The following is a 13,030-nucleotide window of genomic DNA, read 5'->3' as shown; positions in this document are numbered from 1 at the left end:
GAAGAGGCTTTACGCCTCGATCTGGATCTCGAAAGAAAAAATTCCCCTAGAGGGGTGAACCCTCTTCCAACTACTGAAATTCATGGCCATTGTCGCAGTCATTTGGTCTGAATGGTGATTTTCCCTTCTTGGAGCATCTCGACTTGATTCAATTACAAATGGATTGAAGTAGCAGCGCATCAGAGGGTTGCCAGATCGTTGGGATCGTCCAATTCTTGAGAGTAGAATGGGAAAAACTACTAACAAATTGCGAGTGGGTGTAGCCGGGGTCGGCTACCTCGGGCGACATCACGTAAGGATTTACAGCGAATTGCCGGAATACTGTGAGATCGCTGGGATCCTGGAAGTCGACGACGAAAAGGCCATTGAAGTCACGGAGCAGTTCCGCTGCCCACGTTTTGGTTCATTGGATGAAATGGCCGCTAAGTGTGACGCGGTGAGCGTCGTTGTTCCTACGGATAGGCATGCTGATGTTGCACTGCCTCTGTTAGAGGGCGGTTGCCACCTCATGGTTGAGAAGCCGATCTGTAAAAGCCGGGAAGAAGCATCCGCAATACTGGCAAAGGCGAAAGAGAAAAATCTCATCGTTCAGGTAGGCCATGTAGAGCAGTATAACCCGGTGACCTCTTTCCTAGAGGAAGCAGTTTTCAAGCCCCAATACATTACCGCTGATCGGTTGGCCCCGTTCAATCCACGCGGAACCGAGGTAGGCGTCGTGCTCGACTTAATGATCCACGACATCGGGGTGATCCTTCAGCTTGTTCAGTCGCCGGTAAAGAAAATCGAAGCCGTTGGCGTGGACGTTCTGTCCGCCACAGAGGACATCGCCAACGCGCGGATCGTTTTCGAAAATGGTTGTGTGGCAAACATCAACACAAGCCGGGTTAGCCTGAAAAAGGTGCGCGAGATTCGGGTATTTCAGCCGGAGTCCTATCTTTCACTCGATTTCATGAACCAAAAGGGGCATCTACTGCGAAAGCGGGATCAAGGTCTGGTCCGCGATGATATTCCGATCGAACCTGGCGAACCGTTGAAGCTCGAACTAGAGTCTTTTCTCGCCTGTGTTCGCGATGGATCGGAGCCGAAGGTTTCTGGAGTTTCCGGGTTGCAGGCCTTGAAGATCGCACTCGAGGTCACTGAGCAGATTCGCCAGAGTCAGCAATAGCGTTGATGGGAAACTTGTCAAAGGTTCCGGAAATTCACTCGTTTGCTCCTCCGGAAAACGGTCGCTGCGATCTCCTTGTCGTCGCTGGAGAGCATAGTGGGGATCAGCATGCGGCAACAGCTGTGCGTGATCTTCTCGGAGCCTTCCCCGAGTTTTCCGTGAGTGCCCTCGGTGGTCCGGCCCTGAAGGGTGCCGGTGCTCAGGTTCTTTACGAATTAACAGAGCTGTCGGTAGTCGGCTTCGTTGAGGTGCTTTCCCACTATGGCGAATTCAAGCACCTCTTCGCAGAGACGATCAATTGGATTGAGACGCACAAACCTAATGTAGTCTGTCTTGTCGATTATCCAGGGTTTAATCTGCGCCTCGCAAGGGAACTGAAGAAGCGTGGTGTAAGCCGAAAGGGTGGCGGTGAGGTAACGGTGCTTTTTTACATCAGCCCTCAGATTTGGGCTTGGAAGGCGAAGCGCCGCTTCAGCATGCAGGAGTGTCTGGACGAACTTGGGACAATCTTTCCGTTTGAGGTGGAGTGCTACAAAGACACTACGCTGTCGGCATTTTTTCTGGGACATCCATTCGTCGACCCTCGTTTTCAATTGCAGGTCGAGTATGATCCTGACGGTCCAATTCTCCTTCTTCCGGGTAGTCGTTCTGCAGCGGTGGGCCGCATTTTTCCACGAATGTTGGCGGGTATGGCAGGATCTCTGGACCTGCTGGGTGACAAAAAAGTTCGCGTCCTCTACCCGGGTGAGCGGATCCGGGGCGAACTGGAACGGATCCTGTCCGAGGTAACGCTTCCTTTCGAGCCTGAACTGCGGCTTGTCTCTGATGGATCGACGGGTTCGGCGGTAGTGACGAGCAGCGGAACCATGTCGCTGCAGTGTGCCTTGGCAGGTATTCCCGGGACGATTGTTTATCGGGCACATCCGATGACTTACTGGCTGGGAAAAACGTTCGTAAAAATCCCTTACCTTGGAATCGCGAACATCTTGTTGAAAAAACCCTTTTATCCCGAGCTACTCCAGGGAGCCGCTTCGCCTAAGAAATTGAGAGAGCAGGTCGCGCGAATGTTGTCTTCAGGTGCATCCGAAGTGGCGAAGGAAGCTGCGGCGACACTTCGCAACCTGCTCTCCGCGAATCGATACCTTGACCCTGCCGCTTGGCTCAAAAGCCATCTGGATCCACCGGAAGTCGGTGAGCCCGTGACGATGATCGGGCCATAGTGAAAGAGATTTAGTGAATGAAGCTTGGAAAGGATTTGCGGGTTTATTTGCCGTAGTGTTTCTCGCGTTTTACGTAGTTGGTCTCGAAAAAACACGGGAAAGAGAAACTGATTTGGTTTCGACTGACCCGATTGAGAGGGCTCGACTGGCTCTTAATGAAGGCAACATTGTTTTCTACGAGGTCTGGTTTAACAGGTATGACGGAGATAACAACCAGGTTAGTAGTTGGATGATTCCGGGAATCGACGAGATATCGGAAGAGATTCTGAAGAAGAATCCAATAAGAACGAGGATCGAGACGACTGCCGGTTTCGAAATTTCGAACGAGCAAGCCAATCACAATAGGGAGGCGAAACGCTGGGCTTACGCTTACAACACCGAACTTGCTAAGTCTTTGGAAGAACGAGGGGTAAGTGTTGACGGGTGATCATCCTTCTAGGGGAGTTAAACTCACCTTTCTGACCTACGCAAAAAAAAACGGCCCGGAAGATCCGGGCCGTCAAAATGGAGAGCAGAACCTAATTAGCTCTTGGCCGCGAGGTAGTTTTCGTTGGCTTTATTCCAGTCCACGACACTCCAGAAAGCCGCGATGTAGTCCGGCCGGCGGTTTTGGTAGCTGAGGTAATAGGCGTGCTCCCAGACATCGAGTCCGATTACCGGAGTGCCCACGCATTCAACTACGCCTGCCATGAGCGGGCTGTCCTGATTCGGAGTTGAGCACACACAGAGCTTTCCGTCACCGTCCACGCAGAGCCAAGCCCAACCACTTCCGAAACGGGTGGTGGCCGCATCTGTGAACTTTTCCTTCAAGGACTCGAATCCACCGAGCTCAGCTTCGATTGCTGCAGCGAGCTCACCGGTAGGTTCGCCGCCTCCTGTTCCGCTTAAAATGCTCCAGAAAAAGGTGTGGTTAGAATGGCCGCCTGCATTGTTTCGAACGGCAGTCCTTTTCGCTTCGGGAACAGCTGCCAGGTCAGCAATTAAGTCGTCGACGGGTTTTTCGGCCAACTCATGACCCTCAAGTGCTCCGTTGAGCTTGGTCACGTAGGTATTGTGATGCTTCGTGTGGTGAATTTCCATCGTCCGAGCGTCGATGTGAGGCTCGAGTGCGTCGTATCCGTAGGGAAGATCTGGTAGTGTGTAGGACATGATAATTTGCGTTAGGATTTCTGTGAAAGCCACCAAGATGGCCGCTAACTGGCAGACTCGTCAACTTTCCAAAGTGCTTATTTTTTCCGCTTATTGGAAAAGAAAGCCTGGAGGAGCTGATGACACTCGTCTGCAAGAACCCCAGAGGTAATGAGAGGGAAGTGATTGAGAGTTCGAATTTCACAGACATTGAACGCACCACCAAGAAACCCCATCTTTGGATCGGATACGCCGAATACAACGCGACCGACCCGACTCATGATGATTGCCCCCGAGCACATTGGGCAGGGTTCTTTTGTTACGTAAAGGGTCATTGCGTTTAATCTTTGATCGCCGAGGAAGCGGGCTGCTTGGGTAATCGCGAGGATTTCCGCGTGTGCGGTCGGGTCACCCGTAGCCTCGACTTCGTTGTAGGCGGAAGCTACAACCTCATTCTCCCGCACGATCACTGCTCCCACCGGCACCTCATCCGAGCGGAAAGCTTCCAGGGCCTGATTATAGGCAAGACTCATGTAGAACGAATCATTTCGATCCAACTGAGAGGGGTAGAGCTTTTCGAACGGACAATCCATGAATGGGAAACGCTCGTTTTCGGGAGTAGTGAAGGCAAGCGATTTTAGCGTTTGTTTTTCCGAGAGTCTCCGTTTCGCAAGTTGTTGACATCAATCAGGATTTAAGAGACGACGATGAGTTTGGTTATGTCAGATGATGAAGTAGAAGTTGAAGGAAAAATAGTGGCGGTCCTGCCCGGTACCATGTTCCGGGTAGAGTTGGAAAACGGGCACCGTGTGCTCGCCCATATTTCTGGAAAGCTGCGAAAGCACTTCATTAAGATTACAACTGGCGATACCGTGAAGATGGTGATGAGTCCCTACGATTTGGACAAAGCCCGGATTACTTACCGCTTGCGTAACTCGAACGCGAATCGGAACGCTCCGATTCGGAGCTACGGTCCGCGTAACAACAAGAGGTAGAAATGGTACCGGGGTTTCAAATTTCCCCGGTTGAAAAACCTGGTTGTGGGCAAAGGAGAGCCCGAACCGAATGACGGAAGCAAAACGCTACAAGGTCCAGTCGGAGATCGCGGGAGAGAAGTCATCCAGCCTGAGGCGCTACCAGGATCTGATCATCGGTTCTCGCTCTTGGGGGGACCTGGTGGTCTACGAATTGGTGCAGCTTTTTGCCTCGTGGGTGCCGGGAGCCTTGGGATTGTTTTTAAGGAAGCACTTGTATCCTCTTCTCCTAGGGGATTGTGGGTCAGGCGTTGTCTTTGGGAAAGACGTCGTGATCCGCCACGGGAAGAGAATCAAGATTGGCTCAGGAGTGATTGTAGACGATGGCGTATTGTTGGACGCGAAGGGCGATGGCAACGGTGGGATCGAGCTGGGAGAGAACGTGTTTATCGGCAGAGGATCCATACTATCGTGCAAGGGTGGTCAGATTCGTCTCGGGGCACGAAGCAATGTGGGCTTTCATTCTGAGATTTTTTCTTCCAACAAAGTGGAGATAGGAGAAGACGTTATGATCGCTGCCTATGTCTATATACTCGGAGGGGGAACCTACGGCATCTCTCGCACGGATATCCCGATGAACCAGCAGTATGACTTCGATGGAAAAGGGGGCGTTGTCGTTGGGGACGATGTTTGGTTGGCCGCTCACGTGGTGGTTTTCGATGGGGTTTCGATTGGGTCGGGAGCGGTTGTCGGAGCTTCGGCTGTAGTCAATCGTGACGTTCCAGAACGTGAAGTGGTGGTTGGAATCCCGGCAAGGACGGTATCCCAAAGATAAGATTTGCATTTCTGTCGGTAGTTTGAGTAATCATTTCCGCTAATGACCGTTATGAATCCAAAGACAGCTAACGTTTCACGAGTTCTATTTTTCTTTTCGGTTCTTTTTTTGGTGGGGAACCTTTCCGCGCAGGAAACGGGCTTTCCTGCACCGGCAAGCGAAGCGGGAGAGACGCCTACCGCATCCGAGAGGGCTGTTATTGAGGCAGAGGAACAAGTTGCAGGTGAGGATGCGGACATTGTTGCGATGGAGGAAAACGCGACGATCAAGCCCGCTCCCAAGAAACCTGAGGAGACTATTCCAGTTCAGAGAAGGGGTGATTCGTTCTTCGACAAGTACATCCGCGACCGCCTTTCGATCGGAACGCGTGTTCTGTGGTATTCTTTGACGGATACTGAGAGTGGAGAAGAATTTAATGGTTCGTTCATTGGAAGCTTGAATCGGACGACTGAGGAGCAAGACGCTGCCCCGGTTTATTTCTACTTGGAGTATGCGATTTCGCCCTATTTCGGAGTGGGGATCTCCTACGATCAGTTCAAGGTAAAGACTCTGGATAGTGGTGGTGGAGATGGAACCTTCGAACTCGACGGACCGATCATCTACGCGTTCGGTCGTTTCGAAAACGGCAGTGCATTCACTCCTTTCGGTGAGATCGGATTGGCGTTTTATGGAACCAGCTTTGATGCACGTCCTGAGTGGACTTTTTCCAACGGAGGGACGACCGTGATCAACCGCTTTGAGCCCGACGACTCAACTGGGTTTGTCATTGGTGGAGGTTTGGATATTGAGATTATCAAACACCTCTCGGCGAATATTTACCTTCGTTATGTGTCGGTCGATATCGATGTAGACTATTTCTTTAGTCCTTTTTCGACGACGACTCCGCTAAACACTGCGACTTTCCCCGGTGACCACTTTGCCTACGGCCTTGGTCTGAAATACACGTTCTAAGAGGTTATTGCTCAATCGCTTGGGTTTGGAGGGATAGTCTCGATCCCTCGTTTGTTTCCTCCTTGGACCTTTAGACGAATTGCTGAACACTCTGGTGATGTCGACCACTCCGACAAACGTGCTGCTTTTGGGGGGCTCCGGCTACGTAGGTAAGGCGTTCCAGGATTACCTCACGCGTCGGCAGATCCGTTTTCTGAATGTCTCTCGTGCCCAGCTCGATTACACGCAGAGAGGGACCTTGATTTCATTCCTTCGCGAGCACAGGCCTTCCTTTCTGATCAACGCCGCCGGATACACTGGAAAGCCAAACGTCGACGCCTGCGAACTACACAAAGCAGATACTCTGCTGGGCAATGCGGTCTTACCTGGGACTATTCGGGAGGCTTGTGAAGAGACAGGGACTCCATGGGGTCATGTGTCCTCAGGATGCATCTTTTCAGGAAGACATGAATCAGGGCGGGGATTTTTGGAGTCAGATGTTCCGAACTTTTCGTTTCGGAACGGACCGTGCAGTTTCTACAGTGGGACAAAGGCGCTAGGTGAAGAGATTCTTGAGGACGCGAAGGACTGTTTCGTTTGGAGGTTGAGGATACCGTTCGATAGCACGGCGAGTCCACGGAACTACCTGGTCAAAGTGATGTCTTATGCCCGTTTACTGGAGGCAGAAAACTCCATTTCTCATTTGGGCGAATACGTAAGAGCGTGCTTTGAACTGTGGGAAAAAGGGGCTGAACCTGGAGTGTATAATGTGACCCAGCCGGATCCGATCCAGACGTCGGACGTAGTCAGGTGGATTGAGGAAGAAGGTGAGCGGCGAAAGAAAGCCTCTGAGCCAAACCCTTTGCCCGAAGACTTTAGTTTTTTCTCATCAGAGGAGGAGTTTATGCGAGTGGCTGCGAAGACTCCTCGTTCCAATTGTGTCATGGAGACTGGAAAGTTGAGGGACGCTGGTATCCATCTTTCTCCCACCGAAGAAATTGTTCGCACGTGTCTGCGGGAGATGCTGGTTCCTGAGGGACATAGGTTTCGAAAGTAGAATATCTATCATTCTTTTTCGCCCGGGAGCAGTAGTTTCAACTGTCCATTCACGTAGCCGGCGATCCACTCGGAGGTAAATCGGTCTTCGGTGTCCAGAACGATAAACACCCTCCACGCTGGTTCTCCTGGAAGAGAGGGTTGAAGGACCTTTTTCTCGGAGTCGGTTAGAGGCTCAACCTGAATGTCTTGCAGAGGCCATTGAGTCTCCTCATAGAAGGCAAAGCGGATCTTTTCGAAGACTTCAGGACCTCCCTGCTTAATGGCAATCAAACCAATTAGACCATCAATATTTTGGTCGTCATGGAATTCCAAATACGTCTCAGCAAACTCTCTCAGCTCGTCCGTTTGCTGCGAGCATGCCGAGAGGAGAAAGAGGCCTATTGAGAAGCTTAGGCCAATTCGGACGGACATTGAGGTGGTGTTCTCAAGTGCGTTACAGCACAACAACGTCAAACGGCTCAAAGATGTCATTCCCATCGGCGCGCACCTGTACCCAAATTCGAAAGTTGCCGGGCCGGGTCGGGTGAAATACAAACTCCATTTCAGCAGTTTCTCCGATGTATGGATCCACTGTGAGAGGATGCATGTGTGCGTAGCCGGACAGGGAATCTTCAAAGCCAACAAGGTGGGCGTAGGCGTCCATCGTTTTCTCGAGAGGGAGAGCACCATTGTCGTCACCATTTCTGAGCCGGAGAGTGAGCCGATGATCTCGATTTGCCTGCAGAGGGTTACTCACTCCGTCCAGAGAGAACTCGATGGGAGAAGGAGAAGCAGGTGCCGCAGGAACAGCTCTATCCACGTTTAGCGAGCCGTCTGCAACCGCGAGGAGTCTCGTTTGTAGCGGAACAAACTCCGCGAAGTATCGGTACTGGTCGGAGCGCGGTGTAAATCGCACACGATAGTCGCCGGAATCACCGAGAGGCTCCGGATGCAAATGATGGTATGAGTCCAGCTTTTCGTCGATCAGCATAAAATGGATCCGCTTCGTGTGGGTCATCGCCAGTTCGTGAGGAAGTAGGGGAGTCCCATCAGGCGCCAGAACTGAAAAGAGGATCTCCACCTCTCCGTTGGTCATTGGTGTGATCGCATGGATATCCAACTCCACTGGAAACGGTTTTGCTACGACATCGACAAAGGGAACAGGAGCAACGCTGCAGAGCTCCGGTTCAACACCTTCTATCACATTCTCGACTGGCTCGTAGTGGAGAAACCGGCATTCTGATACCGGAATAGAGCGCAAACCAACAAAGAGAATCGCAAAGACAAGGGTAAGGATCCCTGTAGAAATCAATTTTTTCCCGCCGGGTTTCATCGCTCCATTGATTGGACACGCCCATAGATGGCATCGGAGGACCAGCGACTCCCGTCTTGGCGGAGAACGATGCGCCCATGATCATCGGTAAGAAGGGTGACAAGATTGTGAACAATGGTGCCATCTTCCTCGATCGTTCGAACTCCAACCAATCGCATCAGCGCCTCGATTGTTTCGGGATCGCCAGTCAATAACTCAAAAGAGGGGCCGTTTAAACGAAAAGCCTCCCCATACTGTCGTAGAATTCCTGGCGAGTCGTAAGCGGGATCGAAAGAGATGGCAATGAGGCGAACGTCTTCTCGGCCACTTTCTTGAAGTTGCTGTCCGAGCTCGGCAAGTCTGACGGAGGTGGCTGGACACATCTTTGGGTCGCCACAACGGGTGAAGATAAAGGTCATTACCGCGGGTCTCTCGCGAAGCTTATTGCTAAAAACCGCCTCGCCACGCTGGTTGAACAAAGCAAAGTCGGGTAAATAGTCGCCCCGCCCGAGGCTGTCACTTCTTCCCACTGATGCTGCCCTTCGAACCAAGGATCGGTTTACCCCGTCCATTGTATTGGTTGTTGTGACTTCAGCAGGAAAAACCCTTTCTAGCCGTATTTGTGCACCAGACGTGTTGAGCTCACCCTCGATCACCCGTCCTTCGTAGCCAATAGCCAGATCGCCTGACCCGAGAACGACATCTTGAAGAGGTTGCCCGTCCGCAGGGCTAAAGGTTACGGTTCCACTGTCAGCATCCATCGATGTGATCACGCCGGTTACCGGAGTCGATTCACCGAGAGACGATGAAAGCGACGCAAACAGACACAGAGTGACACACCTGACCATACTCAACTTTTCCACAAGACCGATACATCTTCAAGCCTATCCGACTAATCCCATCGTCCTACCAATTGAACCTGTTTCAGCCAAAGGAGGTTTCAGAGTCTAGAGAGGCTTGTTCTAGCGTCTGCTTCCAATGTTCCTGAAAGCAGAGGACTTGGCCCCTCAGACCGTGCAGAAGAATCCAATCCGGCCCATCACGTCACCCTGAATTTTCTCGTTCCGTTTTCAGGGTCTCTCCATCAATCTACCGATCGTGCGTTTGGTTTTCTTATGTTTCTTCCTTGGACTGCTGTTTTTGGGTCGGTCATCATCGGCACAAGAGGTGTTTCTCGGAGGAAAAGAGTTCTACCTTGCGGGTGAAAGGAGTTCATCGGAGCGGGAAGTGCAGTTTTTCTATCCTTATGGGTCTAATGAAAGGAATTGGACGGAGCGGATAGAAATTCACCACTACCCTGAAATACAGCAGCCGCGAAGGATCGTTCTCGAGGTATTGGATCGACTGAGGGAACGTTATCCGGATCTTACTTATCGAATCCTCAGGGAACCTCAGGCGGAGGAGGCGGGGATTTCCTATCTGCTGACAACCCGCGCCGAAACGGAGGTGCGGATGGAATTTATCTCTTACGCAGAGAGAGAAGGGGTGACGGGTCTGATGGCTTACCGCTTTACTTTCCGCACTGTTGGCGCAGACGCCCGTTACTCGAGGACTCTCATGAGAGGTAAGTGGGACTACTACGAACGGGCTTTTGAAGAGGCGGATTGGCCCACATCGCTCGAGACTGTTGGAGAGGTCTCTATGCCGAGTGTCTTTTCGATGAATGAGCAGTCTTTTGGAGTGCCGATGGCAGAGAAGGAGGTGGTCGAAAGCCGCTCCCTCACTGTCAGACTCCCAGAGGGCAGAGTTTTGCGTGTAGACCGCACCTTCCTCGAAAATGAGGGAATCGATAGCAGGGTTCCTCTTTTTACATTCGCAGTTCCTCGTGACACTTCGAACTTGTTCATCGAATACCAGAGCTCGGGAGTTCCGGAGGTGATTAAACTGAGTCTCGCAAGCGAAGGAATGCAACTTGCCGAAAATTTGCGGATCTTTCCATTTCTAGTTCCAAGAAGCGACGGCAACGAACGGCTTTGGATGACATCGGGTAAATTGCGTCGGAAGATCGAGGAGGAGTATCTTAATGGCTGGGAGGATGTCCGAATCTCTGAGCCTTTTCTCACCCAAATAGGGAAGATGGAAGCATTTGTCGGACTTGCGAGTTTCGCCGACAAGGAAGGAAATCGCATGTTTGCTCGTTTCACTCTTTTCGTACCGATCGCAGGGGATCGGGGTTTGCTTGCATTTTCGCAGGTCGACCCCCGTTTTTCAGCGGTGAAACGGTTGGAAGACTTGGAGAGTGGAGGGATAATGACCGGCGTAGCCCACTCGATCCGTTTTATTAATCCGGTCGTCCGCATTGTAGAGGAGCCGGTGGCGGAACCGATCGATAGTCTGGACAGGGTTATGCCCGTGCCGACTTCCCGTCCAGTGCCCCCTCCCCCGGACTACAATCCTTTGCCATATGAGCCCATTGGAAAATCCGGAGCAACTAACTGAACTGACGGCAGTTTTTGCCGGCCTGGCTCTAAGCGCGTCTGCAGGTCTCCGTGTGTTTCTTCCGGTGCTCGCTTTGGCGATCGCCGCTCGCATGGGGTATATTGATCTGGGTGAACAGTTTGGTTGGCTCGATCACCCGATGGTCCTAATAGTCTTGGGAACCGCGACGGTAGCAGAGGTGGTTTCCTACTACGTTCCATGGGTCGACAACCTTCTGGACACCGTGGCAACGCCTGCTGCGATTGGTAGCGGCACCTTGATTGCAACTGCCATGCTTCCGGAAATGAACGCAGCACTGCAATGGGGTTTAGGGTTCTTGCTTGGAGGAGGCTCAGCTGGCGTCGTGCAAGGCACGACCGTTCTAACCAGAGGGGCTTCCACCGCGACGAGTGGCGGACTGGCGAATCCTGTTGTCGCAACGGCGGAAACCGGAGGGAGCATAGCAGTGGCTAGTCTCGCGTTTGTGATCCCTCTAGTTATCGGACTCATCATCGTCTTCATCGTGGTATACCTCGCGATTAAGTTGGTTCGCATTTTCTTTCGGCGAAGAGAGCCGCCTGTCGGTCTTTCAGACTAGCATCGAGACCGTAGGCATAAGATTATCGTTGCTCTACTTTCGAGACCTCTCATCGTTGGGGTCATTGGCGGGCCGTGGCGCAGTTTGGTAGCGCACTACACTGGGGGTGTAGGGGTCGCTGGTTCAAATCCAGTCGGCCCGACCAATGTCCATACGCTGGAAGGTAGATATCAACGCGTGGGGGTTTAATTCCGTTTTAAAAAGAGTCTCCGAATTGTCTGTTTGCGAGGTATTAGGGGGGTGTAAGATCTTCTTATGAAAAGACGCATTTTACTGAATCAACCCGGTAATCTGAAGGAACTTTCTTTGTTCGAGGATACGCGGGAGAAGGAATCGAAGGAGACTGTGATGGTTCGTGTCCACGCGGCGTCGATCAACCCGATCGATGTCTATATTCTGACTGGTCTCGCCCGTTCCGGCACTGGGTTTCCTTACACACCGGGGAATGATTTTGCAGGAGTGATATCCGAGGAGTCGTCGAAGAGAAGGTATCCCAAGGGAACGAGAGTATGGGGTGTGTTACAGGGTTCCGGTGGTCTTCAGGGCAGCCACGCTGACTTCCTTGAGGTAGATGAGGACAAGGTGTTCCCTTTGCCATCCGAGGTTTCTTTCGCAGAGGCGGCTGCCAGTGGTTTGGTGTCAGTTACCGCATTCATGATTTTTAACCGGATTATGAAGCAGGGAGCACAATCGGTTTTGGTTAACGGTGCCGGAGGCAGTGTCGGTAGAGCTCTAGTCGAACTTCTGGGTGCGAGGGGGGTGGATTGCCTCGCCATGACGAGCAGTGGGGAAAAGGCAGACGAATGTAAGAAATTGGGTGCGCTGGATTCGTATCCCAAACACCTTTCCGAGTTTTCTGACGACGAGATTGCTGAGATCACTGAGACTCGCGGGCATTGTGGGGCAGTTGTGGAAATCGGGCGCAACCCGGACCCACACCGCATGTTTTCAGTTCTCGCTCGCAGTGGAACTGGGTATATCCTAGCGGGCCGCGCAGCCAAACCAGTGTTTCCGATCGGAGAATTTTATTCGAAATCCCTCAAGCTGGAAGGGATCTTCGTCCCCGATATCAGTGCAGAGGAGCTGGCTCAGTCCAGCCGGTTCATTGCTGAACTCTGGGCAGAGCGGCGCCTGATAGCAAAAGTTCATAGCGAGGTTCCTTTCGAAAACGCGCTGGAAGCCTTTCTCAAGTTGGAGGAAGCCATCCAGTCTCAGAAGTCTATCGGAAAAATCGTGCTGAACTTCGAGTAGGTCTTGGTCGCAAAGACCAATATTAATCCGCTATGCAAATAGACAATAATCGAAACTCCAAATCGCTATCGAAATCGGGTCTCGAACACCCTCGATAGCGATTCCGATTTCGATTTCGACCCCGGAAAACTTGTCGCGTCCTGAAATAGGTTGTCGGTTTT

Annotated in this window: 15 protein-coding genes and 1 tRNA gene; 11 read left to right on the top strand and 5 right to left on the bottom strand. The window is 51.9% G+C overall.

Annotation, left to right across the window (positions count from 1 at the left end):
- Window positions 1-226 precede the first annotated feature (226 nt).
- From AAGJ81_13375 to AAGJ81_13365, 3 genes are read left to right on the top strand one after another with little or no spacing between them, the layout of a single operon-like run.
- Window positions 227-1,165 (top strand): Gfo/Idh/MocA family oxidoreductase, encoded by a 939-nt coding sequence (locus tag AAGJ81_13375; protein MEM0967129.1) that lies wholly within the window; start codon window positions 227-229, stop codon window positions 1,163-1,165.
- A gap of 5 nt (window positions 1,166-1,170) precedes the next feature.
- Window positions 1,171-2,385, top strand: a complete 1,215-nt coding sequence (lpxB, locus tag AAGJ81_13370) for a lipid-A-disaccharide synthase (GenBank protein MEM0967128.1) — start codon at window positions 1,171-1,173, stop codon at window positions 2,383-2,385.
- Between the two features lie 13 nt (window positions 2,386-2,398).
- Entirely contained in the window at window positions 2,399-2,812 is a 414-nt protein-coding gene (locus AAGJ81_13365) for a hypothetical protein (protein MEM0967127.1), read from the top strand.
- A gap of 95 nt (window positions 2,813-2,907) precedes the next feature.
- On the opposite strand, the gene AAGJ81_13360 is transcribed toward AAGJ81_13365, so the two are convergent.
- Window positions 2,908-3,534 carry a superoxide dismutase gene (locus AAGJ81_13360; GenBank protein MEM0967126.1) on the bottom strand — a complete coding sequence of 209 codons (627 nt, stop codon included), beginning with the start codon at window positions 3,532-3,534 and terminating at the stop codon, window positions 2,908-2,910.
- Window positions 3,535-3,611: 77 nt separating this feature from the next.
- On the bottom strand, window positions 3,612-4,106 hold the full coding sequence (locus AAGJ81_13355) for a nucleoside deaminase (protein ID MEM0967125.1): 495 nt from the start codon (window positions 4,104-4,106) through the stop codon (window positions 3,612-3,614).
- A gap of 126 nt (window positions 4,107-4,232) precedes the next feature.
- On the opposite strand from AAGJ81_13355, the gene infA reads away from it, so the two are divergent.
- From infA to AAGJ81_13335, 4 genes are all read left to right on the top strand, one after another.
- The gene (gene infA, locus AAGJ81_13350) at window positions 4,233-4,508 is read left to right on the top strand and encodes a translation initiation factor IF-1 (GenBank protein MEM0967124.1); all 276 of its coding nucleotides are present in this window, start codon (window positions 4,233-4,235) and stop codon (window positions 4,506-4,508) included.
- Window positions 4,509-4,578: 70 nt separating this feature from the next.
- Window positions 4,579-5,322 carry a hypothetical protein gene (locus AAGJ81_13345; GenBank protein MEM0967123.1) on the top strand — a complete coding sequence of 248 codons (744 nt, stop codon included), beginning with the start codon at window positions 4,579-4,581 and terminating at the stop codon, window positions 5,320-5,322.
- 51 nt (window positions 5,323-5,373) lie between these two features.
- A complete protein-coding gene (locus tag AAGJ81_13340; GenBank protein MEM0967122.1) occupies window positions 5,374-6,273 on the top strand; it encodes a hypothetical protein in 900 nt (299 codons plus the stop codon).
- Between the two features lie 97 nt (window positions 6,274-6,370).
- Complete coding sequence (locus tag AAGJ81_13335; protein ID MEM0967121.1) at window positions 6,371-7,309, top strand: sugar nucleotide-binding protein; 939 nt, start codon at window positions 6,371-6,373, stop codon at window positions 7,307-7,309.
- Window positions 7,310-7,317: 8 nt separating this feature from the next.
- Here AAGJ81_13335 and AAGJ81_13330 read toward each other — a convergent pair whose 3' ends face one another.
- From AAGJ81_13330 to AAGJ81_13320, 3 genes are read right to left on the bottom strand one after another with little or no spacing between them, the layout of a single operon-like run.
- Window positions 7,318-7,722: a hypothetical protein gene (locus tag AAGJ81_13330; protein MEM0967120.1), complete on the bottom strand. Its 405-nt coding sequence runs from the start codon at window positions 7,720-7,722 to the stop codon at window positions 7,318-7,320.
- Between the two features lie 22 nt (window positions 7,723-7,744).
- The gene (locus AAGJ81_13325; protein ID MEM0967119.1) at window positions 7,745-8,623 is read right to left on the bottom strand and encodes a hypothetical protein; all 879 of its coding nucleotides are present in this window, start codon (window positions 8,621-8,623) and stop codon (window positions 7,745-7,747) included.
- Window positions 8,620-9,465, bottom strand: coding sequence for an SCO family protein (locus AAGJ81_13320; GenBank protein MEM0967118.1), 846 nt, complete (start codon window positions 9,463-9,465; stop codon window positions 8,620-8,622). Before AAGJ81_13320 ends, AAGJ81_13325 begins: the two co-directional genes overlap by 4 nt.
- A gap of 304 nt (window positions 9,466-9,769) precedes the next feature.
- Here AAGJ81_13320 and AAGJ81_13315 point away from each other — a divergent pair, with 304 nt between their 5' ends.
- The 4 genes from AAGJ81_13315 (at window position 9,770) to AAGJ81_13300 (ending at window position 12,869) form a co-directional block, all read left to right on the top strand.
- On the top strand, window positions 9,770-11,041 hold the full coding sequence (locus AAGJ81_13315) for a hypothetical protein (GenBank protein MEM0967117.1): 1,272 nt from the start codon (window positions 9,770-9,772) through the stop codon (window positions 11,039-11,041).
- Complete coding sequence (locus tag AAGJ81_13310; protein MEM0967116.1) at window positions 11,007-11,618, top strand: DUF4126 domain-containing protein; 612 nt, start codon at window positions 11,007-11,009, stop codon at window positions 11,616-11,618. Before AAGJ81_13315 ends, AAGJ81_13310 begins: the two co-directional genes overlap by 35 nt.
- Before the next feature lie 68 nt (window positions 11,619-11,686).
- Window positions 11,687-11,763 (top strand) — tRNA-Pro (locus AAGJ81_13305).
- Between the two features lie 110 nt (window positions 11,764-11,873).
- Window positions 11,874-12,869: a zinc-binding alcohol dehydrogenase family protein gene (locus tag AAGJ81_13300; protein ID MEM0967115.1), complete on the top strand. Its 996-nt coding sequence runs from the start codon at window positions 11,874-11,876 to the stop codon at window positions 12,867-12,869.
- The last annotated feature ends 161 nt before the right edge of the window (window positions 12,870-13,030 follow it).

It is taken from the genome of Verrucomicrobiota bacterium (assembly GCA_038744685.1).
In the GTDB taxonomy this organism is placed as follows: domain Bacteria; phylum Verrucomicrobiota; class Verrucomicrobiia; order Opitutales; family Puniceicoccaceae; genus Puniceicoccus.
This window is presented reverse-complemented; position numbering and strand designations above follow the sequence as displayed.